This is a genomic window from Pyxidicoccus trucidator, assembly GCF_010894435.1.
GTDB classification, from domain to species: domain Bacteria; phylum Myxococcota; class Myxococcia; order Myxococcales; family Myxococcaceae; genus Myxococcus; species Myxococcus trucidator.
The window spans coordinates 14,610-36,423 of the sequence record NZ_JAAIXZ010000036.1 but is presented as its reverse complement, the minus strand read 5'-3'; the positions used below and the strand labels follow the sequence as shown (position 1 = coordinate 36,423).

Annotated in this window: 16 protein-coding genes and 1 riboswitch; of the genes, 10 read left to right on the top strand and 6 right to left on the bottom strand. The window is 69.4% G+C overall.

Translation table 11 applies throughout. The features are described 5' to 3' along the window. The first annotated feature begins 301 nt into the window (after nucleotides 1-301). Nucleotides 302-2,179: an aspartate:alanine exchanger family transporter gene (locus G4D85_RS47645; protein ID WP_164021652.1), complete on the top strand. Its 1,878-nt coding sequence runs from the start codon at nucleotides 302-304 to the stop codon at nucleotides 2,177-2,179. A gap of 49 nt (nucleotides 2,180-2,228) precedes the next feature. On the opposite strand, the gene gad is transcribed toward G4D85_RS47645, so the two are convergent. Then, nucleotides 2,229-3,620, bottom strand: a complete 1,392-nt coding sequence (gene gad / locus G4D85_RS47640; RefSeq protein WP_164021650.1) for a glutamate decarboxylase — start codon at nucleotides 3,618-3,620, stop codon at nucleotides 2,229-2,231. 254 nt (nucleotides 3,621-3,874) lie between these two features. Between gad and G4D85_RS47635 the strand changes: the two genes are divergently transcribed. Beyond that, a complete protein-coding gene (locus tag G4D85_RS47635) occupies nucleotides 3,875-4,888 on the top strand; it encodes an HAD family hydrolase (RefSeq protein ID WP_240359940.1) in 1,014 nt (337 codons plus the stop codon). Between the two features lie 50 nt (nucleotides 4,889-4,938). Here the strand turns inward: G4D85_RS47635 and G4D85_RS47630 are convergent, their stop codons facing one another. Both G4D85_RS47630 and G4D85_RS47625 read right to left on the bottom strand, forming a co-directional pair. Then, a complete protein-coding gene (locus tag G4D85_RS47630; RefSeq protein WP_164021648.1) occupies nucleotides 4,939-6,450 on the bottom strand; it encodes an arylsulfatase in 1,512 nt (503 codons plus the stop codon). 31 nt (nucleotides 6,451-6,481) lie between these two features. Next, nucleotides 6,482-7,483 carry an HAD family hydrolase gene (locus tag G4D85_RS47625; protein ID WP_164021646.1) on the bottom strand — a complete coding sequence of 334 codons (1,002 nt, stop codon included), beginning with the start codon at nucleotides 7,481-7,483 and terminating at the stop codon, nucleotides 6,482-6,484. Nucleotides 7,484-7,746: 263 nt separating this feature from the next. Between G4D85_RS47625 and G4D85_RS47620 the strand changes: the two genes are divergently transcribed. Further along, complete coding sequence (locus G4D85_RS47620; RefSeq protein WP_164021644.1) at nucleotides 7,747-8,232, top strand: MgtC/SapB family protein; 486 nt, start codon at nucleotides 7,747-7,749, stop codon at nucleotides 8,230-8,232. A 38-nt stretch (nucleotides 8,233-8,270) separates the two neighbouring features. Here the strand turns inward: G4D85_RS47620 and G4D85_RS47615 are convergent, their stop codons facing one another. Together G4D85_RS47615 and G4D85_RS47610 are read right to left on the bottom strand one after the other, a co-directional pair. Then, a complete protein-coding gene (locus G4D85_RS47615) occupies nucleotides 8,271-8,984 on the bottom strand; it encodes an outer membrane beta-barrel protein (RefSeq protein ID WP_164021642.1) in 714 nt (237 codons plus the stop codon). A gap of 29 nt (nucleotides 8,985-9,013) precedes the next feature. After that, nucleotides 9,014-10,099: a hypothetical protein gene (locus G4D85_RS47610; RefSeq protein WP_164021640.1), complete on the bottom strand. Its 1,086-nt coding sequence runs from the start codon at nucleotides 10,097-10,099 to the stop codon at nucleotides 9,014-9,016. A 341-nt stretch (nucleotides 10,100-10,440) separates the two neighbouring features. Between G4D85_RS47610 and G4D85_RS47605 the strand changes: the two genes are divergently transcribed. Then, complete coding sequence (locus G4D85_RS47605) at nucleotides 10,441-12,675, top strand: arylsulfatase (protein WP_240359939.1); 2,235 nt, start codon at nucleotides 10,441-10,443, stop codon at nucleotides 12,673-12,675. A gap of 209 nt (nucleotides 12,676-12,884) precedes the next feature. After that, nucleotides 12,885-14,567, top strand: a complete 1,683-nt coding sequence (locus tag G4D85_RS47600; RefSeq protein WP_164021636.1) for an arylsulfatase — start codon at nucleotides 12,885-12,887, stop codon at nucleotides 14,565-14,567. A 76-nt stretch (nucleotides 14,568-14,643) separates the two neighbouring features. Here G4D85_RS47600 and G4D85_RS47595 read toward each other — a convergent pair whose 3' ends face one another. Beyond that, nucleotides 14,644-15,795: a chemotaxis protein gene (locus G4D85_RS47595; RefSeq protein ID WP_164021634.1), complete on the bottom strand. Its 1,152-nt coding sequence runs from the start codon at nucleotides 15,793-15,795 to the stop codon at nucleotides 14,644-14,646. Nucleotides 15,796-16,029: 234 nt separating this feature from the next. On the opposite strand from G4D85_RS47595, the gene G4D85_RS47590 reads away from it, so the two are divergent. The 5 genes from G4D85_RS47590 to G4D85_RS47570 all read left to right on the top strand — a co-directional run bounded on the left by G4D85_RS47590 (nucleotide 16,030) and on the right by G4D85_RS47570 (nucleotide 21,741). Then, on the top strand, nucleotides 16,030-17,793 hold the full coding sequence (locus G4D85_RS47590) for a SulP family inorganic anion transporter (RefSeq protein ID WP_164021690.1): 1,764 nt from the start codon (nucleotides 16,030-16,032) through the stop codon (nucleotides 17,791-17,793). Nucleotides 17,794-17,886: 93 nt separating this feature from the next. Continuing rightward, nucleotides 17,887-18,957: a putative zinc-binding metallopeptidase gene (locus tag G4D85_RS47585; RefSeq protein ID WP_205526030.1), complete on the top strand. Its 1,071-nt coding sequence runs from the start codon at nucleotides 17,887-17,889 to the stop codon at nucleotides 18,955-18,957. Nucleotides 18,958-18,959: 2 nt separating this feature from the next. Next, on the top strand, nucleotides 18,960-19,994 hold the full coding sequence (locus G4D85_RS47580; protein ID WP_164021630.1) for a D-alanine--D-alanine ligase family protein: 1,035 nt from the start codon (nucleotides 18,960-18,962) through the stop codon (nucleotides 19,992-19,994). A 109-nt stretch (nucleotides 19,995-20,103) separates the two neighbouring features. Beyond that, a riboswitch (guanidine-III (ykkC-III) riboswitch) is annotated at nucleotides 20,104-20,163 on the top strand. 17 nt (nucleotides 20,164-20,180) lie between these two features. After that, complete coding sequence (sugE, locus tag G4D85_RS47575; RefSeq protein WP_164021628.1) at nucleotides 20,181-20,513, top strand: quaternary ammonium compound efflux SMR transporter SugE; 333 nt, start codon at nucleotides 20,181-20,183, stop codon at nucleotides 20,511-20,513. Between the two features lie 55 nt (nucleotides 20,514-20,568). After that, a complete protein-coding gene (locus tag G4D85_RS47570) occupies nucleotides 20,569-21,741 on the top strand; it encodes an MBL fold metallo-hydrolase (protein WP_164021626.1) in 1,173 nt (390 codons plus the stop codon). Nucleotides 21,742-21,814 lie beyond the last annotated feature (73 nt).

Genomic DNA, 21,814 nt, shown 5'->3' with positions numbered 1-21,814 from the left:
CATCGTCTCCGGGGCGACGTGGAGACTGGCGAGGCGTGTCCCGGTGAATAGCGGCCATGCCCTCGGGGGCGGGGGAGGCCGCCGGGCGGGGGGACGCTGTCACGGGGCTCTTCGCTTGATGACCGAAGGAGAGATGGGGAAGCCACGCTGGCGCCGCAACGAACCGACGGCGGGGGCTGGGAGGCGGGAGGGGCCTCGGGCACACGGGCCGTCAGGTGCCATGCGCCGGGCCCGCCTGCCCTGGCGGAGTCTCGGCGCGCCTACCTTCGACCTCGGGGGAGTGGCGAAAGGACGGACGGCCATGCGACTCGACACGCGACATCCAGGCGGGAGCCCCGTGCACCGGCGCTGGGCCGCGGCTGGAGGCGGGTGGGGTTCGCGCCTGCGGCTGCTGTCGCTGGCGCTCATCGTCCCGGTGGTGGGGCAGGCGGCGGAGGCGGGCTCGGGCGACGCGAGGTCGCATGGGGTGCTGGAGCATGTCTTCGCGCTGCTCGGGCGTGACGCCTTCACCGCGCTCTTCCTGGTGGTGGCGCTGGGCTACCTGCTCGGCCGCGTCCGCATCCGGCGCATCAGCCTGGGGACCACCGCGGCCACGCTGGTGGTGGGGCTGGCGCTGAGCCTCATCTCGGTCTCCGTGTTCGGCGTGAGGCTGAAGGTGGATGCATTCGTCCAGACGCTCTTCTTCAACTTCTTCATGTACGCCGTGGGCCTGCGGGTTGGACCGCAGTTCTTCGCGGGGCTGGAGCGCGACGGCAAGCGCTTCGTCCTCACCACGCTGGTGGTGTGCCTGGTGGCGCCCGCGCTGGCGCTCCTGTGCGGCATCCTGCTCCGGCTGCCGGATGGCGCGGTGGCCGGCACGCTGGCGGGCGGAATGACGGCGTCGGCCGCGCTGGGGGCGGCCCAGTCGGCGGTGACGTCCGGGGCGGTGCCCGGTGGCGAGGGCGCGGCGGTGGGCGCCAACCTCGCGGCCTCCTTCGCCATCACCTACATCCTGAGCATGATTGGGTTCGTCGTGCTGGTGAAGTACCTGCCGCGCATGTTCCACCGGAACCTGGAGCAGTCGGCCCATGACATGGAGAAGGCGCTGGGCGGCGCCTCGAGCGCGCCCCCGCCCGGGACGGACAGCGCGTTCGACGTGGGCTACACGCCCCTGGTGGTGCGTGCCTACCGCCTCGAAAACCCGAAGGTGGAGGGCACGACGGTGGCCCAGGTGCATGCGGTGGCGCCCCGGGCGTCCATCGAGCGGGTCCGGCGCGAGGGCAGGCTGCTGACCCCGGGCGACGACTTCGCCTTGCGGCGCGGGGACGAGCTGGCAATCGCCGGTGAGGTGGGCGCGCTCATCCACCACCATGGCGAGGTGGGACCGGAGCTGGACGACCCGGCGCTGCGCGATGTCCCCGTGCGGACGGTGGAGTGCGTCGTCACGCACAAGGAATTGGCGGGGCTGATGCTGAGCGAGCTGGTGCCGCGGTTTGGCGCGGGCCTGTACCTGGACGCCCTGTTCCGCATGGGTGAGCAGCTTCCGCTGCAGCCGAACGCGCGGGTGAAGGTCCATGACGTGCTGCGGGTGACGGGCACGGAGCGGCGCCTCGAGATGGCGGCAGAGCAGGTGGGGGTGATGGTGCGGCCCAGCCTGACCACGGACATCGTCACGCTCGCGGTGGGCCTGGTGCTCGGGGCGCTGGCGGGCATGCTGGCCATCCCGGTGAAGGGCATCCATGTGGGACTGGGAACCGCGGCGGCGCTGCTGCTGGCGGGCGTCATCATCGGCACCCTGCGCGCCCGCAACCCGTCCCTGGGCGGCCCGGTGCCCGAGCCCGCGCGCGCCCTGCTGGAGGACCTGGGCCTGGCCATCTTCATCGCGGCGCTGGCGCTCAACTCCGGGCCGGACGTGGCCGGCTCCATCCAGGGCGGGACGCTGGTGCCGCTCATCATCTCCGGGCTCGTCGTCGGGCTGCTGCCGCCCATCATCGGCTACGCGGCGGGTCTGTACCTCTTCAAGCTGAACCCCGCCGTGCTGCTGGGCGCGGTGTGTGGCGCGCGCTGCAACACGGCGGGGCTGAAGGTGGCCCAGGACGAGGCGCACAGCGCGGTCCCCGCCATCGGCTTCGCGGTGCCCACGGCCCTGGGCACCGTGCTCATCACCATCGCTTCCTACATCCTGGTCATCGTGCGGTGAGCCGCGCCCGCGGCCGGCGCACGTGCGGGACGTGCGCCGGCAGGGGACTTCAGTGGTGGTAGCCGGACGCTTCTTCCCGCGTCATGGGCTTGCTCACCGGGTGCCGGCGGAAGTGCTCGATGCTGGCGGCCAGGTCCGAGACGAGCAGCGAGGCCAGGTCCCGGCTGACGCCGTGGCGCACCAGCACGCGCTGGACGACGACGTCCTGGATGTCCGCGGGCATCGGGTAGGCGGGCACCTGCCAGCCCCGCTCCCGCATGCGGTCGGCCAGGTCGTAGAGCGTGAAGCCCGGGTCCACGCCCTCCTTCAGCTTCCAGCACACGCCCGGCACGCCGCCCCTGCCGTCGTAGATGACCTCGAAGAAGTCGAGCTGCTCTATCGCCTTCGCGATGACGAAGGCGGTGTCCGAGCACGCCTGCTGCACGCGCCGGTAGCCCTCCTTCCCCAGTCGGAGGAAGTTGTAGTACTGGATGACGATCTGCCCGCCCGGCCGCGAGAAGTTCAGCGCGAACGTCGGCATGTCGCCGCCAAGGTAGTCCACCCGGAAGACGAGCTCGTCGGGCAGGTCCTCCTTGTCGCGCCACACCGCCCAGCCGCAGCCCAGCGGCGTCAGCCCGAACTTGTGGCCGGACGTGTTGATGGACTTCACGCGGGGAAGCCGGAAGTCCCACACCACGTCCCGGTGGATGAACGGCGCGATGAAGCCGCCGCTCGCCGCGTCCACGTGGATGGGGATGTCCAGTCCGGTGCGCCGCTGCAGGTCGTCCAGCGCGTTGGCGATGTCCTGCACCGGCTCATAGAGCAGGTTGAAGGTGATGCCCAGGGTGGGCACGACGCCAATGGTGTTCTCGTCGCAGCGCTTCAGCACCTCCTCCGGCGTCATCACCATCCGTCCGGGCGCCAGCGGCACCTGACGGAGCTCCACGTCGAAGTAGCGCGCGAACTTGTGCCAGCAGATCTGCACCGGCCCACAGATGAGGTTGGGTCTGTCGGTGGGCTTGCCCTCCAGCTCCCGCTTCTTGCGCCAGCGCCACTTGAGCGCCAGCCCTCCCAGCATCGCCGCCTCGCTGGAGCCGGTGGTGGACGTCCCCACGGTGTGGGCCGCGTCGGGCGCGTGCCACAGGTAGGCGAGCATGTTCACGCAGCGGGTCTCGATCTCCGCCGTCTGCGGGTACTCGTCCTTGTCGATCATGTTCTTGTCGAGGCACTCGTCCATCAGCCGGTGGACCTGCGGCTCGGCCCAGGTCTGGCAAAAGGTGGCCAGGTTCTGCCGCGAGTTGCCGTCCAGCAGGAGCTCGTCGTGGACCACGGCGTAGGCGTGGTCGGCGCTGTGCTCGTCCTCGGGCATGCGGTACTTGGGCATCGCGACGGACAGGTCGGGCGAGGCGTAGACGTCGTCGTTGAGGTGGTCCTGGACTTCTTCTCGTCCATGCAGGGGCATTGCGCCCTCCTTGGTGTGCCGCGTGAGCGGGTGTCACGGGATGAAGGTGGCGCCGATGTCTCCGGGGTGCGCGCCAGCCACGGCTGGCTGGAGGCAGGGCGGCGCGGGCGGAGGCTGGCCGCTCGTCGGCCCATGCGCTCCGGCGGCCCGTCCACACCGGGCATCCGAAGCAGTCCCTCCCTTCCCGCGCACCCTCTTGTTGTGGAGTGCACGCCGCGACACCACCGTGCCCCTGGAGAGGAGAGGTGTGTCCCATGTCCCTGCCCTGCTGCTGTCTCCGCCGCCAGTCGCTCTACCTCCACGCCATGCTCGCGCTCGTGCTGGGCTTCTCGGCCGCGGCCGGGGCACAGGCCGGCCGGGGGGAGCCGCTCCCGTCCTGGAATGACGGCCCCGCGAAGCAGGCCATCCTGGGCTTCGTCAGCCGCGTGACGACGGAGGGCAGCCCGGACTTCGTGCCCGAGGACGAGCGCATCGCCGTCTTCGACAACGACGGCACGCTCTGGCAGGAGCAGCCGGTGGTGCAGGGGGCCTTCCTGGTGGAGCGGGTCAAGGAGCTGGCGGCGAAGGACCCCTCGCTCCGGAACCGGCAGCCGTACAAGGCCGTGCTGGAAGGGGACTTCGCCTCCCTCAAGGGCGCGGATGAGCGGGAGGTGATGGAGCTGCTCGCGGTCACCCACACGAACCTGACGCGAGAGCAGCTCCAGGCCGAGGTCCGCGACTTCCTGCGAGCCTCGCGTCACCCGAAGCTCGGCGTGCCCTATACGCGGCTCGCCTACCAGCCCATGCGCGAGCTGCTCCAGTACCTGGAAGACCACGGCTTCCAGACGTGGATCAGCTCGGGCGGAGGCATCGACTTCATGCGCGTCTTCTCCGAGGAGCTGTACGGCATCCCTCCCGAGCGGGTCATTGGCAGCAGCGTGGAGGAGAAATACGGGACGCGCGGCGGCAGGAAGGAGCTGTGGCGCGAGCCCCGGGTGGACCATCTCAACGACAAGGAAGGCAAGCCGGTGGGCATCGACCAGCACATCGGCCGGCGCCCGCTGCTCGCGGCGGGCAACGTCCGCTCGGGGGGCGACATCGCCATGCTGGAGTACTCGCAGGGCCGCGAGGGGCCCTCGCTCCAGCTCATGATCAACCATGACGATGCACGGCGTGAGTTCAGCTACCAGGAGAAGGACGAGGCCTCCGTGAAGGCGGCGCGGGCCAACGGGTGGACCCTGGTGAGCATCCAGCGGGACTGGAAGGACGTCTTCGCTCCGGCACCGTGAAGACGGGAGGGGAAAGGGCTTCCCCTCCCGCCCGGACGCGGCGGTGGCGCCTACCGGCTGGTGATGCCGGCGGTGAGCTTGTCCATCACCTGGTCGACCGTGAAGCTCGCGGCCTTCTGCCTGGGAGGGAAGCTCTTGAAGGACTCCAGGAACTTCCCGACGATGGCCTGCGTCGGCACCGCCAGGAAGGCATGCTTGATGCACCAGTCGTAGTAGGTGTTCGAGGTGAAGTCCGCGCGCTCGAAGGGGTCGGTGCGCAGGTTGAAGATCTTCGGCATGCGCAGCACCGTGAAGGGCTCTCCCCAGACCTTGAGCGTTCCCGTGGCGCGCTGCTCCAGGAAGGTCATCTTCCAGTTGTCCATGCGCACGGCGACCAGGTCCCCGTCGTCGGAGAAATAGAAGAACTCCTGGCGCGCGGACTTCGGCTCCTGGCCCGTCAGGTACGGCAGGAGGTTGTAGCCGTCCAGGTGCACCTTGAACTTCTTCGCGCCCGCCTTGTGGCCCTTCAGCAGCCGGTCCTTGATGTCGGGAGCGCCGGCGGCGGCCAGGAGCGTGGGCAGCCAGTCGAGATGGCTCACGATTTCATTGGAGACCGTGCCCGCCTGGATGTGTCCGGGCCAGCGGATGAAGGCCGGCACCCGGTAGGCGCCCTCCCAGTTGGTGTCCTTCTCGCTGCGGAACGGCGTCATGCCGCCGTCGGGCCACGAGTTCATGTGCGGCCCGTTGTCCGTGCTGTAGATGACGATGGTGTTGTCGGCGATGCCCAACTCGTCCAGCAGGTTCAGCATGGAGCCCACCACCTTGTCGTGGTCGATCATCGTGTCGTGGTAGGCGGACTGCCACCGGCCCGCCTGGCCGCGGCTCTCGGGCTTCACGTGGGTGTACAGGTGCATGTGCGTCGTGTTGAACCACATGAACCAGGGAGCGCCGTCGGCGTGCCGCTGACGGATCCACTGCGTGCCTGCCTCGAGGAACTCGTCGTCGACGGTCTCCATGCGCTTGCCGGTGAGCGGCCCCGTGTCCTCGATCTTCTGCCCGCCCTCCGGATTGGCCCGGCAGCGAAGGACGCCGCGGGGGCCGAACTTCTGCCTGAACTCCGGGAAGTCCTTCGCAGAGGGATAGTCGTACCGCTCCGGCTCCTCCTCGGCATTGAGGTGGTAGAGGTTGCCGAAGAACTCGTCGAAGCCGTGCAGGGTGGGCAGGTGCTCGTCCCGGTCGCCGAGGTGGTTCTTGCCAAACTGGGCGGTGGCATAGCCGAGAGGCTTCAGCAGCTCGGCGATGGTGGGGTCCTCGGCCCGCATGCCATTCTCGGCGCCTGGCATGCCCACCTTGCTCAGGCCTGTCCGGAACACGCTCTGCCCGGTGATGAAGGCCGCGCGGCCCGCCGTGCAGCTCTGCTCACCGTAGTAGTCGGTGAACATCATTCCCTCTCGTGCGAGCCGGTCGATGTTGGGCGTCCGGTAGCCCATCATGCCGTGGGAATAGGCGCTGATGTTGTTCATGCCAATGTCATCACCAAAGATGACCAGGATGTTCGGCTTGTTGTTGTCCTTCGCTGCCATGATTGCCTCCTCCGTTGGGTTTGCCAGGTGCTCAGTGCGGTGAGTCCGTGGTGGCTTCGCTTCGGGCGTCGCCTGCCTCCTGGCGGGTGGCTGGGAACAGCTCCCTCCAGTCATCCTTCATGCTCACCACGGTCCAGTTCCGTTGCCGGGCCACGCGCAGGGCCTCGTCCAGCCGGCCCGAGTGGGACTGGCGGTCGTAGGCGTACTCGCGCTCCGCATCGTCATGGTGGAGGAGCAGCGCCAGATGCGGCCTGGCGCCAGCCTCCGTGTACTGGAACATCTGGAGATCGCCGTCCGAGTTGCCGAAGGCGAGGATGGGGCGCTGACCGATGTGCAGGTGGATGTTCACCGGCTTGCCCGGCCCGTCGTCTACGCTGCCAATCTCCGGGAGCTTGACGAGCACCGGTTGGCCGCCGCGCAGCTCGAAGCGCACCTGCCCGCTGCTGCCCACCACCCGCGCGGGCGGGATGCCGTAGACCTCCTCGGCGAACGTGCGCAGGAAGTCGATGCCGCCGCCAGAGACGATGTAGGTCGTGAAGTCGTGGGCGCGCAGGAAGGCGAGCAGCTCCAGCATCGGCTGGTAGACGCACTCGCTGTAGCGCCGGTGGAAGCGGGGATGCCGGGCGGTGCGGAGCCAGTCCCGGGCAATCTGCGCGAACGCGTCCGTAGTCATCCCGGCGTGTGTGGCCGCGATGATTGCCCCGACATCATGCTCCGTGAGCCCGGATGCCAGTCCGCCGCCCTCCAGGAGGGACTTGAACGGCTGCCGCTCCTTCCACTCCGGGTGCTCTGGAGCGAGCGCCCGGATGCGGTCGATGATGAACAGCCCCTGGAAGTAGAACGGCTGCTCGGCCCAGAGCGTGCCGTCGTTGTCGAACACCGCGATGCGCTGCTCGGGCGGGACGAACGTGGCCGCGCCCTCGGTGGTGACCGCGTCGACGAAGGTGAGCAGGGACTTCTTCGCGGCGCCGGTGTTCCAGGAGGCCAGTGGACTGGCGCGGGGCGTCAGGTTCTTGGAGCTGTCCAGCACCATGCAGTTGTCTCCGAGTTACGGCTGCAACCTCGGACACAGGGAGCACACGCCCCGGTCTCGTATCATCGGGCCGGAGGGCGGGAGCGCCGTGCTGCCGTGCGGTGGGTGGGCCCCAGGGTGTGGCTTGCGCCAGTACGGTGAACGATGGCCACGCCCTCCCGGACCCTGGCGGGCCACGGACGGCGTGCGCACCGTGCCCGGGCCGACGCGCGTCGCGGAGAGTAGTGGCGGTACACGCCTGGAGCGGCCCGGGAGCCCGGCGCATGTTCGAGTTGAAGGCGGAGACGGAGACGGAGCTCTGGGTTCGGCTCGTCCTGGCGGCCCTCGCCGGCATCACCCTGGGGCTTCCCTACCGCCGGCGGCCGGGAGGCGTCAGGACACATCTACTGGTGACGCTGGGCGCCGCGCTGTTCTGCACCACCGCGGTCCGCTTCGGCGCGCGCGCCGACGAGGATGTGCTCCGCGTGCTGCAGGGCATCACCTCCGGCATTGGCTTCGTGGGCGCCGCGAGTGTCATCAAGCGGCGCAACTACATCCTCGGCATCACCACGGCCGCGTCCATCTGGGTGGCCGCGGCCGTGGGCTGTGAGGCGGCGCTTGGCAGTCCCGTCCTGGCCGCCGTGTTCGCTCCCACCGTCGCCACCGTGAGCTGGCTGGTGGCGCTGGTGGAGCGCAAGGTCTTCCACCGTCGGCGCCAGGTGCGGCCCCCTCGGCCTCGAGGGAGCCGGCCTCCTCCTGAGCCCCGCTGAGACTGCAGGGCTCGACCAGTCCACCCGGCGACAGGACGTCAGAGCAGGAGTCCCAGGTTGATGGGCAGGTACTGGCCGTCCGCTTTCCGGGAGCCCTCCGGCGTGTCGAACTCCGGGCCGAAGATGTAGTGGTAGCGGGCCTCCAGGTAGACGCGGATGGGGCCGTAGAGCCGGTAGGTGACGCCCAGCCCGGCGTTGAGCCCGAAGTCCGTCGTGCTCCGCGAGCCGAGGACAGTCCCCGCGGGGACCACGTCGGGGTAGCAGACGAGCAGCCAGGGGTCGCAGTAGGGCACGACCTCCGCGCCGTCGAGGCGGGTCACCTCCACCCTGCGGTAGTACAGGCCCGGCCCTCCGGTGAGGTAGACGCCCAGGCGGCGGCCTGGGAGGAGGTTGACGATGGCGTTCAGGTCCCCGTACTGCATGAAGTGGTCACCGACGAGGCTGCTCTCGGTCAGGACGTCATCCTGCACCTCGTAGCCGCTGTACGAATACTCGGCCAGCAACCCCAGGCGGCTCGAGAAGTTGAGGCCAGCCCCGAGCTGGAAGCCCCAGCCCGCTTCGAAGCGCCCTCCTGCGTCGGAGATGGGGAAGGAGGGTCCGCCGCCCAGGCTGAACACGAAGCGGCTGGCGGCGGGCTCCTGTTCCACGAAGCCCGCTGTCTCGCTGTCGCTGGGAGCGTCCGCTCCCCGGGCAGCGGGGACGAGCAGGCACAACCCCAGAATCATCAGGGGCACCGAATGGAACCGACGCATGGTGCTTCCTCCCGGCACGGTGCCTGTCTTCACCAGATGTAGCGGAGGATGAGCTGCCCGTAGGCGAGCGTCGGATCGCCCGACTCCACCGTCTGGCCCTCCTCGCCGATGCCGCGTCGGCTGGCGGCACTGAGGGTCACCACGGAGCCCACGCCGAGCTGCAGATTGGGTCGGCCCGAGTAGTAGACGCCCAGCGCCACCGTGCTGGCCTTCAGCGTCTGGTCTTGCCGGCCAATCTCGTCCTCCTCGCCGGTGAGGAACTGGTACTCGCCCATCAAAGCCACGGGAACGCCGAGGGAGTTGAAGTCCGCCGCGAGGGCGAGCGAGAGGTTGATGCGGAAGGCGTTCGTATCCAGGGTGAGGCGCTGCCCCGCCTCCGAGTCGAACGGCTCACGCGTGCGCCACGCGTACTCGCCGGTCGCCGAGCCCTGCAGCGAGAAGACGGGGCCCAGGGCCTGGGCCACGTACCCGCCGCCGGTGACGGCCTGCTCCGAGGTGGGCTCCAGGAGGAACTGGCCCGTGTTGCCATCCACGATGTCCTCCAGCGTCAGCAGCGGGTTGTTCACGATGCTCCGGATGAGTGAGAGGACGGTGATCTCCTTGCCTTTGCTGTGGCCATACAGGGCCCGCAGGGAGACCTGCGTGCCGCTGGACTCGTTGCGCCACAGCCGCACCACCGCGCCCGCCTGGCCCACCAGGTTCACGGAGGCGCCATCCGTCAGGAGTGAGGCGGTGTTGGCGCCGGTGATGATGGTGCCCCGCGCGTAGCCGGTCAGCCCAAGCCAGGGGGTGATGGTCAGGCCCAGGTCGGCGGTCTGCTGGAAGCCGGTCAGCAGGATGTCCCGCGTGCCCAGCGTGCTGACGGGCAGGTCTGGCACGTCGTAGCGCGCCACACCCTCGCGGATGCCCACGTGCGTGGTGACGAACGCGGTCTGCTGGAGGATGGGGAACAGGAAGGTGTGCCCACCCAGCTTCCGCGTGTCCGCTGTCTCACAGGCCTCGCAGTCCACGGACGCCGCGGCGCCCCCGTTCTCGGTGGCTGGAGCGCTCTCCGCGGGAGCGGCGCCCAGGACCAGGCTCAGGCCCAGTCCCCATGCAAGGTAGATGGCTCTCATGGATGACAACGGTGGACAGGCCCCCCCACGCAGTCCATCGCCTCCGGGCGCCGCCGTTCGTCGCTGACAGCACAGGCCTCGCTTCACCGCGCGAACGACGGAGTCCTCACGTCGCTGGCCCATTGGGTGCGGTGTCCGACGCGGCCATCCCCCCTGGGGTCCACTTCACCGTGAGGCCACGAGACCTACCCTCTTTGATTCTGTTTGTCGGGGAGGGCGGCATGCCGTTGAAGGAATACGAGCCGGGAACAGCATTCACTGGAGTAACAGGCAGGACCATCGAGGAGTCCGAGCCCGCCTGGCCCAGGCCGTTGCGAGCCAGGAAGGGGGCGTCCAATGTCGTGTTCATCGTCCTGGATGACACCGGCTTCGGGCACCTGGGGTGCTATGGCTCGCCCATCCGCACGCCCAACCTGGACCGGCTCGCGGCGGGCGGCCTCCGGTACAACAACCTGCACACCACCGCGCTGTGCTCACCCAGCCGCGCCTGCATGCTGACGGGCCGGAACCACCACTCCAACGCCATGGCCTGCATCACCGAGGGGGCCACCGGCTATCCAGGGGCCAACGGCTCCATCCCCTTCGAGAACGGCTTCCTCTCCGAGCTGCTCCTGCCACACGGCTACAACACCTTCGCCGTGGGCAAGTGGCACCTGACCCCCGCCGAGCAGGTGAGCGCCGCCGGCCCCTTCGACCGGTGGCCCCTGGGACGCGGCTTCGAGCGCTACTACGGCTTCCTCGGTGGCGACACCCACCAGTACTACCCGGACCTCATCCACGACAACCACCAGGTGAGGCCGCCGAAGACGCCGGAGGAGGGCTATCACCTCACCGAGGACCTGGTGGACCACGCCATCGAGTTCATCGCGGACGCCCGGCAGGTCGCGCCTGACAAGCCCTTCTTCCTCTACTTCGCGCCCGGCGCGATGCACGCCCCCCACCACGTCCCCAGGGAGTGGGCCGACCGCTACAAGGGGCAGTTCGACGACGGCTGGGACGCCTACCGCGAGAAGGTCTTCCAGCAGCAGAAGCGGATGGGGGTGCTGCCGCCGGATACCCGCCTGTCCTCGCGGGATCCTGACGTTCAGGCGTGGGATGCGCTGTCCGCCGACGCGCGCCGCCTCTACGCGCGGATGATGGAGGTCTTCGCCGGGTTCCTCGAGCACACGGACCACCATATCGGTCGGCTCATCCAGTTCCTGGAGGGGACGGGCCAGCTCGACAACACGCTCATCATGGTCGTCAGCGACAATGGTGCCAGCGCCGAGGGCGGCCCGCACGGGTCGGTCAATGAGAACCTGTTCTTCAACAACGTCCCCGAGCGGCTGGAGGACAGCCTCCCCGCCATCGATGAGCTGGGAGGCCCCAAGTACTTCAACCACTATCCGTGGGGGTGGGCCTGGGCGGGCAACACTCCCTTCCGCCGCTGGAAGCGTGAGACGTACCGTGGAGGGACGAGCGACCCCTTCATCGTCCACTGGCCCAAGGGCATCAAGGCCCGGGGCGAGGTGCGTAGCCAGTACGCTCACGTGGTGGACATGTTGCCCACCGTGCTGGAGTGCCTCTCGCTGGAGGCGCCGAAGCAGGTCCGAGGTGTGACGCAGTCACCCATCCAGGGCGTCTCGTTCGCCCGGAGCTTCAACGATGCGAAGGCGGAGAGCCTGCATCGCACGCAATACTTCGAGATGTTCGCTCACCGGTCCATCTACCACGATGGCTGGCGCGCCGTCTGTCCGGTGCCCGGGCCGTCCTTCAAGGAGGCCGGCATGGACTTCGGTGAAATGGCCATCACCGAGGAGAAGCTGCGCGAGCTGGATGCGCACGGCTGGGAGCTGTACCACGTCGCCAAGGACTTCTCCGAGACGAAGAACGTCGCGGCGGAGCATCGCGACAGGCTCATCGAGATGATTGCGCTCTGGTACGTGGAGGCTGGCAAGTACGACGTGTTGCCATTGGACAGCCGCGGTGCCACCCGCCTGGCCGAGGAGCGTCCGCAGCTGGCCAAGGACCTCCAGCGCTATGTCTTCTTCCCTGGCACGTCGACAGTCTCCAACAAGATTGCGCCCCGCCTGCTCAACCGGCCGCACAGCATCACCGCCACGGTCGAAATCCAGAACGGGGCCGAGGGCGTCCTCGTGGCGCAAGGGGGGGCGTCCGGGGGGTACTCGCTCTACGTGAAGGACCACCGGCTGCACTACGCCTACAACTACGTGGGCCTGGAGCACCACCATGTGGCCTCCGATGTGACGATTCCGGAGGGCCGCCATGAGCTCCGCTTCGAGTTCGAGCCCACCGGCAAGCCGGACATCGCCCACGGCAAGGGTGCTCCGGGGCGGGCGCAGCTCTACATCGACAGCAAGCTGTCGGGTCAAATCCAGCTGCCGGTGACCATTCCGCTCGACATCGGCATCACCGAGGGCCTCACCTGCGGCCGGGATGAAGGCTCTTCCGTGACGACGGACTACCGCACTCCGTTCCCCTTCACCGGGAAGCTGGAGCAGGTGGTGGTCGATGTGTCCGGCAACATCATCGAGGACAAGGCGGCTGAGATGCGCAACCTCATGGCCCACCAGTGACGGTCCGCGCCCCGCGCCGGTAGGAGGTCTTCGACCTCTCTCCGGCGCGGGTGTCGTCGGTGCGCCGCTCGCCCCGCCCGGGAAGGATGGGTGTCCTTTCGCCCCGGACTGGCCACCCTGTCCGAGGTGCGAGAGCCGCCCGCGGCCGATAGGCGCCGGAGGGCATGGAGCCCGAGGGCGGTCCGCACGGCACGGGAAGGTGGAGCGGCATGGCATCGCAGGAAAAGAAGAGCAAGACGTCAGGCAATGGCCACGGGCGCGGCGGCAACGGCAAGGGTGAAGGGCAGGGCAAGCCGAACATCCTGGTCATCTGGGGAGATGACATCGGCCTCTGGAATGTCAGCGCGTACAACCAGGGGATGATGGGCTACCGCACGCCCAACATCGACCGTATCGCCAAAGAAGGCGCGCTGATGACGGACTGCTACGGGCAGCAGAGCTGCACCGCGGGCCGGGCCGCCTTCATCACCGGAATGAACCCGCTGCGCACGGGGCTCACGACCATCGGCATGCCGGGAGCGGCCTACGGAATCCAGGAGGGCGACCCCACCATCGCGGAGCTGCTGAAGCCCCTGGGTTACACCTGCGGTCAGTTCGGAAAGAACCACCTCGGAGACTCGAACCGGTTCCTGCCCACGGTGCACGGCTTCGACGAGTTCCACGGCAACCTCTACCACCTCAACGCGGAGAACGAGCCGGAGTGCCCGGACTACCCGAAGGACCCGGCCTTCAAGGCGAAGTTCGGTCCGCGCGGCGTGCTGCATTGTCATGCCACGGACCGCGACGACCCCACCGAGGATCCTCGCTGGGGCCGCGTGGGCCGGCAGCGCATCGAGGACACGGGCCCGCTGACGAAGAAGCGGATGGAGACGGTGGACGAGGAGTTCCTGGCCTCCTCGCTCTCCTTCATGGAGCGCGCGGTGAAGGACAACAAGCCCTTCTTCATCTGGCACAACTCCACGCGCACCCATGTGTGGACGTACCTCCAGGAGAAGTACCGCAACAAGACGGGCAAGGGGCTGTACGCGGACGCCATGACCGAGCTGGACGACCACGTCGGCGCGCTCCTGGGCAAGCTCGACGAGCTCGGCGTCGCCGACAACACCATTGTCGTCTTCTCCACGGACAATGGCGTGGAGAAGATGGGGTGGCCGGACGGCGGCAACGCCCCGTTCCGGGGGGAGAAGGGCTCCACCTGGGAGGGCGGCGTCCGCGTCCCCTGCGCCGTGCGCTGGCCGGGCGTCATCGAACCGGGCCGCGTCATCAACGACATCTTCGCCCACGAGGACTGGATGCCGACGTTCGTGGCGGCGGCGGGCGGCCCCGAGGACCTGGCCGAGAAGTGCAAGCGGGGCCATCAGGTGGGGAACAAGAAGTTCCGCGTCCACCTGGACGGCTACGACCAGCGCGCCTTGCTGGCCGGAACGGAGCCTGGCCGGCGCCACGAGTTCATCTACGTCCTCGACAGCGGCAACATCGCGGCGGTGCGGTACGACGACTGGAAGGTCGTCTTCAGCTACCAGGACGGCGAGGGCCCCGACATGTGGTTCAGCGGCAAGCGCTTCAATCCGGCCTGGCCGTACATCTTCAACCTGCGCTCCGATCCATTCGAGTACGCGACGCACTCGGGCCTGTACACGCAGTGGTACGGCGAGCGGATGTTCCTCTTCGTCCCGGCCCAGGGGTTGGTGAAGAAGTTCGCGGAGAGCCTCATCGACTTCGTGCCCAGCCAGGCACCGGGCAGCCTGAGCATCGGGCCCTTGAAGGAGCGCGTGAAGGAGAAGATGCGCGAAGCCCAGAACGAAGGGAAGTCCGAGGTGGGTGACCAGGTCATGTCGCTCGCCAATGAGGTGGAGCAGGCCATCCGCCGCTTCCAGCAAAGCCACGCCTGAGCAGGCCGTCCGCGACTTCAGCGGCGGATTGGGGCCCGGGAGCACGAGCGGTTTCGTGCTCCCGGGCCTTGCTGCTTCAGACGCGGCGCCACCCCCGCGCGAGCAGCGCGGCGATGATGATGCCTCCCACCAGCGCCAGCGCGAGCAGGCCGAGGAGCCACAGGAACACGCGGTCCACCAGCCCGGCGGCACGGTCGAAGGCATGGTCCGTCCACGCCACGGCCAGGCCATCCAATTGCTGGAGGGTCGCGATGCGCTCGGAGCGGAGTCCGTCCATCACCGCGGCTCGCTCCTGCCCCACGCCCGCGAGCACGGCCTGCCGCTCACCGGAGATGAAGGTCTGTACCGCCATGCGCTCCTGGTTCAGCGCGTCCACCACGGCCGCCCGCTCGCGGGCCACCAGCGCGGGGGTGTTGGCGGCCAGTCCTCCAAAGCGGTCGAGGATGTCCACCGTGCGGTTCAGCTCGCCCACCACCGCGTGCAGGGCAGGGGCCTCGGCCACCGTGGACATTATCTCCGCCGTCGCCAGCTCCGCCTGCCACCGGGCCTGCCGGGGCAGGCTGGAGGCATAGAGGTCCACCCGCGCGGTGATGTCGCGCGTGTCCTCCAGCAGGGCCGCTGCGGCGCCCAGCGGGCGGATGCGGGACCTGTCCGTGAGGTTGGCCAGCAGCGGCGCGGTGGACACCCGTGAGTGGACGGGCCCGGTGAGCGGATTCTCCGCGGCCCACTGGTGCACGCGCTCCCGGGCCTGGGAGACGTCCTCGTTGCCGGAGAGCTCCCGCCAGATGATCTCCACCTCCGCTTCGGCCTTCCGCAGCGAGTTCTGCGCCTTTTCCACCAGCTCGGGAGGAACGCCCTCGGCGCGTTTCGGGAGCACGTCCTGGAGCTGGGCCAGCAGGGCCCAGGCGTCGGCGAGGGCGGCCACCGGGTCTGGTTGGAAGAGCACGGCCTGCATCGTGGGCACCGCGTCGGTCTTGAACTCCAGCATCCGGAGCTGCAGCAACTCCGAGTCGGATTTCGCGGCGATGTCGTCCGCCGCCGTCTCCAGCATTCCCGGGAGTCGGCGGGCCAGGTCCCGCACGCGGACACGCAACACCCCCACGGACAGGCCCGACTCGCCCACGCGCTGCTGGAGCTCGGTGCGGGGTGCCGTGGTGGCGCACCCGGACAGGACGGTGGCCAGCACCGCCACCAACAAGAGGCGCGAGGAGGAAGGGGCGGGGGACATGGCGCGTGGCCATCCTGCGCATCCACGCACGTTCCGCCGAGTGCCCCGGGGTGCGGAGGGCCGTCGTGGCCTGAACGATGGCGGGGGACGGCCCTCGCACGCACGGAGGATGCCCGGGCGGCGGGGGCTCCTTCCTTCCGTTGCCCTTCCCGTGGGGACGGGTGGCATTCCGGGCGCCGCTCCACACCCTGGGGGAGAGGCTTCAGCGGCAGGGTGAGGGGGCGACACTTGGCGATGGGGCTCTGGACGGGACGCATCTGGCAGGGCGCGCAGCGGGTCGTCCCCGGCCTGCGGCTCGCGATGGACTACCCGAGGCGATGGCTGCGGCCGGACTTCCTCTCCGCGCTGACCATCGGGGCCATGCTCGTGCCCCAGGGCCTGGCCTACGCGCAGATTGTCGGCGTGCGTCCCGTGGCGGGCCTGTACGCGGGCGCGGCGGGCATGCTGGCCTACGCCCTGTTCGGCCCCTCGCGGCACCTCATCCTCGGCCCCGAGGCGGGCGCGGCCATCCTCACCGCCACCGCGCTCGCCCCGCTCACCGTGGGAGCCGACCCCGCGCGCTACGCCTCACTCGCCGCGCTCCTGGCGCTGATGGTGGCGGGCCTCAGCCTCCTGGCGGGACTGCTCAAGGCGGGCGGGCTCGCGGACTTCCTCTCCAAGCCCATCCTCATCGGGTACACCAACGGCGCCGCGCTCATCATCATCGGCAGCCAGCTCGCGCGAATGGTCGGCCTGGAGCGCAAGTCGGACGCATTCTTCGGACAGGTGTGGGAAGTGGGTATGGGGCTCCCGCGCCTTCACGTGCTCACGCTGCTGTTCGGAATGGCCATCATCGCGGCCCTGGTCCTGCTGCGGCGGTTCCTCCCTCGCATCCCAGGGCCGCTCATCCTGGTGGTCCTCACCACCGCGGTCGCCCAATTGTTCCAGCTTCGCCACGGCGGTCTCCAGGTGGTCGGCACCGTCGAAGCGGAGCCCCCGGCCTTCGGCTTTCCGGCACTCAGCTTCGCGGATGTGCGCGCGCTGCTACCGGCCGCCTTCAGCATCGCGCTGGTCAACTACGCCAGCTCCGTGCTGACAGGTCGCATCTACGCGGACCGGAATCACTACCGCCTGGACAGCAACCAGGAGTTCTTCGGGCAGGCCGCGGGCAACCTGGCCTCTGCCCTGGTCCAGGGCTTCCCGGTGACGGGGAGCGACTCTCGCTCCGCCGTCAACGACGCCATGGGCGGGCGCTCCCAGCTCGTCGGAGTCTGCGCCGCGGTGTTGGTGACGGTGTTCGCGCTGTTCCTCACGCCGCTGCTGGAGAACCTCCCCCTGGTGACGCTGGGGGCCATCGTCATCGTCGCCGCGGTGTATCTGATGGACTTCGCGTCCGTCCTCGCGCTGTGGCGCGTGCGCCGCGTGGAGGCCTTCCTGGCCGTGGCGACGATGCTGGGGGTGCTGCTGCTGGGCATCCTCCAGGGCATCCTCATCGCCGTGGCGCTGGCGCTGGTGGACCTCGTCCGCCGCGCCGCGCATCCCCACGACGCGGTGCTGGGCAGACGGGAGGGCATGCCCGGCTGGCTCGACCTCACCCGGCACAAGGAAGCCCGGGCGATTCCCGGGCTCATCGTCTATCGCTTCGACGCGCCCATGTTCTTCGCCAACGCGCGCCATCTGCGTGAGCGGGTCCGAGAGCTGGTGGCCGCCTCCCGCCATCCCGTCGAAGAGGTCATCCTGGACGCGAGCTCGGTCTACGACCTCGACGTCACCGCGGCGGACGGCCTGGAGAAGCTGCGCGGCGAGCTGGAGGAGCGGGGCATCGTCCTGGTCATCGGCGACGCCAACGCGCCCCTGCGCATCATGCTGCGGCGCACGGGACTGATGGACCGGCTGGGAAGCGAGAACGTGTTCCTCACCGTGGAGGAAGCGGTGCTCCGGTTCCTGGAGACGCATGAGGCGCGGACAGCGGCAGGCGGCGAGAGCGGGGCGTCGCCTGTTCCGCCCGCCGTGCATTGAGGGCGCGGGACCAGCGGGGGCTCGCCTCCCTGGCTGCCCTGCGGCAGGCGCAGGCTGTCCGCCTGCCGGCACGGTCCTTATCTAGAAACCGGCATGCTGACTCCGCCCTCTCATCCTGGCCTGGCGATGCGCGAGAAACATCCCGCCCAGCAGGGGGATGGACGCGGCCGGCTCCCGCCCCAGCGCGAGAAGCTGCTCCAGGCGCGCATCAAGGACCTGTCGCTGCGGCTCGCGGGCACGCAATTGGAGCGCGACATCATCCAGCTCCACGCGGAGCTGGAGTCGCGCGGCATCTCCTTCAAGCCGCAGTGCTACCTGTCGGACGAGTGGGGCTGCCCGTCCGGTGTCCCCGTCATCGGCGTGCCCTTCTACCTGGCGGACGCGGACCTGCACTCCATCGAGGAGGAGCTGGGCGGCGGCGTGGAGACGGAGGAGGAGATCCTCATGTACCTCCGCCACGAGGCCGGCCACGCCTTCAACTATGCCTACCGGCTCTACGAGACGGACGAGTGGCGCAAGGTGTTCGGCGACTACTCGCGGCCCTACCGAGACGACTACAAGGCCCGGCCCTTCTCGCGGCGCTACGTGCACCACATCTCCGGCTGGTACGCGCAGAAGCACCCGGACGAGGACTTCGCGGAGACCTTCGCCGTCTGGCTCACCCCCAACAGCGACTGGCGCAAGCGCTACCAGGGCTGGGGGGCGCTGAAGAAGCTCCAGTACGTGGAGGACACGGTGGCGCGGCTCGGCCGGGCGCAGCCGCTGGTCCAACTCGCCGAGCCGGACCTCACCACCGAGGAGATGGAGGGCACCGTCCTGGACCACTACCGCCAGCGCGAGCTGGACGAGAAGGTGGACCTGGAGCTGCGTGACGCCTTCGACCAGTCGCTGGAGGACATCTTCTACGGCCCGGGCGAGGCACCCGCCCGCGCGGAGACGCTGGTGCGCTCCGAGCGCCAGCGCCTGCTGGCCACGGTGAGCCGCTACACCGGCGTGAGCCGCAGCGTGGTGCGCGCCCTGCTGGACCACCTCGCCGAGCGCTCCGCCGCGCTCGGCCTCACCCTGCACCCTGATGACAGCCGCGAGGCGGCCATGCACATCGCCTCACTGGTGACGGCGCTGGCGATGAACCACCTCTACACCGACCGCTTCTACGAGGAATGACCATGGCGTCTGGCCCCCTTCGCATCGCGGTCCTCCACTACCAGCCCAAGGGAGAGGAGCCCGACGCCGTCGTCGGGCAGGTGCGCGCCGCCCTGAAGGAGGCGGGCCACACGACGGTGGACGTCGGCGTGGACGAGAGCGTCACCGACCTCATGCGCAAGGTGGCCTCCAGCCGGGCGGACCTGGTCTTCAACATCTGCGAGACGTTCGCCGAGGACTATCGGCTGGAGGTGAACGTGGCCGCCGTGCTGGAGCTGGCGCGCGTGCCCTTCACGGGCTCGGGCACGGCGGGGCTGCTGCTGGCGCAGGACAAGATCCTCACCAAGCAGCTCCTGCAGTTCCACGGCGTGCTCACCCCGCGCTTCGCGACGTTCGACGGGGACTCCTTCCAGACGAGCGCGGACCTCAAGTTCCCGCTCGTGGTGAAGCCGGCCCGCTCGGACGCCTCCATGGGCCTGGGCGTGGAGAAGGACATGGAGGGGCTGGCGCGGCGCGTACGGAAGATTCGCGAGGAGTACGACGACGAGGCGCTCGCGGAGGAGTTCATCGAGGGGCGGGAGATGTATGTGGGCGTGCTCGGAGACCATGCCCGGCCGGACGTGCTGCCGGTGGTGGAGCTGGACTTCGGGAGGCGCTGGAGCCGCAAGCGGATGAAGATCGCCAACCGGGAGGTGAAGTTCGCCCCGGAGACGGAGGGCAGCCCCCGGCTGGTGCTCCCACATGACCTGTCCGACGAGCTGCGCGGTCGCATCGAGCGGGCGGCGGTGACGGCCTTCCGCGCGCTCAAGCTGCGCGACTACGCCCGCATCGACTTCCGCGTGTCCACCCGGACCAACGAGCCGTACCTCCTGGAGGTGAACCCCAATCCCTACCTGGAGGCGCAGTGCGAGGTGGCGCTCGGCGCGCGCGAGCGGGGCATGTCCTATGCGGCGCTCGTGCAGCGAATCGTCGAGGCGGCCGCCCGGCGCCACGGCCTGTCACGAGGCAAGGCCGCCCATGCGTCGCCCTCGGGTTCTGGACACGCCACCGCGCACTGAGCTGCTCCGGCACGGGGGCCGGGCGTCCGGGAGCGCGGAATACCGCGTGCACGTGCCGGTTGAAGGGAGAGGGGCGGAGCGTTATAGCCGCGCCTGCACGGCTGCTCATGGTGAGCGTGTCGGGCCCGGACGAGGCGCGCCGTACCCGGTCAGGACAAGACGACGCGAACACGGGAGTCGTGCGCCATGTCCTGGATCCTTCTCATCATCGCCGGGCTGCTCGAGGTCTGCTGGGCCATCGGTCTCAAGTACACCGAGGGCTTCACCCGCCCCATTCCCAGCATCCTGACGGGGGCGGCCATCGTCGCCAGCATGGTGCTGCTGGGCCTCGCGGCGAAGACGCTGCCCATCGGCACCGCCTACGCGGTCTGGGTGGGCATCGGCGCGCTCGGCGCGGCGGTGCTGGGCATGGTCCTCTTCCATGAGCCCGTCACCCCGCTGCGCATCTTCTTCTTGTCGCTGCTGCTGGTGGCCATCGTCGGGCTGAAGGCCACGAGCGGCGCGGGCGACGCGCACTGAACCGATACACTTCTTAATGGGCGCGCACCGGGGGCTGGCGCTAAGGGAAGGCCCCATGAGTGATGAAGTCGCGGCCCCCGGGCGCCGGCAGGGCAGTCGGAAGTGGAGGTTCGCCCTGCTGGGCGTCGCGTTGCTGGCCTCGGTCGCCACGCTGCTGGCCTGGACGTCCACCGGCCACTTCCAGGCCTTCGGCGCGGCGCCCACGGGCTCCCGGCTGGAGCGGATGCGCGCCTCGCCCCGGAACCGGGACGGCGTCTTCGTGAACACCACCGTCAACCCCGCCGTGCGCAACCGGCCGGACCTGGGCACGTTGAAGGAGCTGGCCTTCGGCAGCCAGCAGCGGACGCCGCCGGGCCCGCTGCCGATGGAGCGCGACGTGGCCGCGGCCCTGGCGAAGCCCCCGGAGAGCGGGCTGCGCGTGACGTGGCTGGGACACTCGACGATGCTGGTGGAGCTTGACGGCTTCCGCATCCTCACCGACCCCGTGTGGGGCGAGCGCGCCTCGCCGTCCACGCTGGTAGGCCCCCAGCGCTTCCATCCGCCACCGCTGCCGCTGGACGCGCTGCCGGACGTGGACGCGGTGCTGCTGTCGCATGACCACTACGACCACCTGGACATGCCCACCATCCAGGCCATGGTGCCGCGAGGCTGGACGTTCTACGTGCCCCTGGGCCTTGGCGCGCACCTGGAGCAGTGGGGCGTGCCGCCCGAGCGCGTGGTGGAGCTGGACTGGTGGCAGGAGGTGTCGCTGGGCGATGGGCGCCTGCGCATGGTGTCCACGCCGGCGCAGCACTTCTCCGGGCGCGGCCTGTCGGACCGCAACCGGACGCTGTGGACGTCCTGGACGCTGCTCGGGCCCCAGCACCGCGTCTTCTTCAGCGGGGACACGGGCCTGACGCAGGAATTCGCCGAGGTGGGCCGGCGCTTCGGCCCCTTCGACCTGGCCATGTTCGAGGTGGGCGCGTTCCACCCGTCCTGGGGGGACATCCACCTGGGGCCGCACCAGGCCCTCCAGGCGCACGAGCTGGTGCGCGGGCGCAGGCTGCTGCCCATCCACTGGGGCACCTTCTCACTGGCCATCCACGCGTGGGACGAGCCCGCGGAGGTGCTGGCCGCCGAGGCCCGCAAGCAGGGCGTCGCGCTCGTCACCCCGCGCCTGGGGCACCCCGTGGAGCTCACGGGCGACGTCCCCTCGGCACCCTGGTGGCGTGAAGTCCGCGCGCCCTGAGCACCGTCCGTACACGGTCGAAATCGTGGCCGACGCCTGGGGGCAGGTCTCACACCTGCCGCGTGACACGTAC

Coding starts and splice junctions, on each gene's coding strand:
- G4D85_RS47645 (WP_164021652.1), top strand. CDS start 302: ATGCGACTCGACACGCGACATCCAGGCGGGAGCCCCGTGCACCGGCGC.
- gad (WP_164021650.1), bottom strand. CDS start 3,620: ATGCCCCTGCATGGACGAGAAGAAGTCCAGGACCACCTCAACGACGAC.
- G4D85_RS47635 (WP_240359940.1), top strand. CDS start 3,875: ATGTCCCTGCCCTGCTGCTGTCTCCGCCGCCAGTCGCTCTACCTCCAC.
- G4D85_RS47630 (WP_164021648.1), bottom strand. CDS start 6,450: ATGGCAGCGAAGGACAACAACAAGCCGAACATCCTGGTCATCTTTGGT.
- G4D85_RS47625 (WP_164021646.1), bottom strand. CDS start 7,483: ATGGTGCTGGACAGCTCCAAGAACCTGACGCCCCGCGCCAGTCCACTG.
- G4D85_RS47620 (WP_164021644.1), top strand. CDS start 7,747: ATGTTCGAGTTGAAGGCGGAGACGGAGACGGAGCTCTGGGTTCGGCTC.
- G4D85_RS47615 (WP_164021642.1), bottom strand. CDS start 8,984: ATGCGTCGGTTCCATTCGGTGCCCCTGATGATTCTGGGGTTGTGCCTG.
- G4D85_RS47610 (WP_164021640.1), bottom strand. CDS start 10,099: ATGAGAGCCATCTACCTTGCATGGGGACTGGGCCTGAGCCTGGTCCTG.
- G4D85_RS47600 (WP_164021636.1), top strand. CDS start 12,885: ATGGCATCGCAGGAAAAGAAGAGCAAGACGTCAGGCAATGGCCACGGG.
- G4D85_RS47595 (WP_164021634.1), bottom strand. CDS start 15,795: ATGTCCCCCGCCCCTTCCTCCTCGCGCCTCTTGTTGGTGGCGGTGCTG.
- G4D85_RS47590 (WP_164021690.1), top strand. CDS start 16,030: ATGGGGCTCTGGACGGGACGCATCTGGCAGGGCGCGCAGCGGGTCGTC.
- G4D85_RS47585 (WP_205526030.1), top strand. CDS start 17,887: ATGCTGACTCCGCCCTCTCATCCTGGCCTGGCGATGCGCGAGAAACAT.
- G4D85_RS47580 (WP_164021630.1), top strand. CDS start 18,960: ATGGCGTCTGGCCCCCTTCGCATCGCGGTCCTCCACTACCAGCCCAAG.
- sugE (WP_164021628.1), top strand. CDS start 20,181: ATGTCCTGGATCCTTCTCATCATCGCCGGGCTGCTCGAGGTCTGCTGG.
- G4D85_RS47570 (WP_164021626.1), top strand. CDS start 20,569: ATGAGTGATGAAGTCGCGGCCCCCGGGCGCCGGCAGGGCAGTCGGAAG.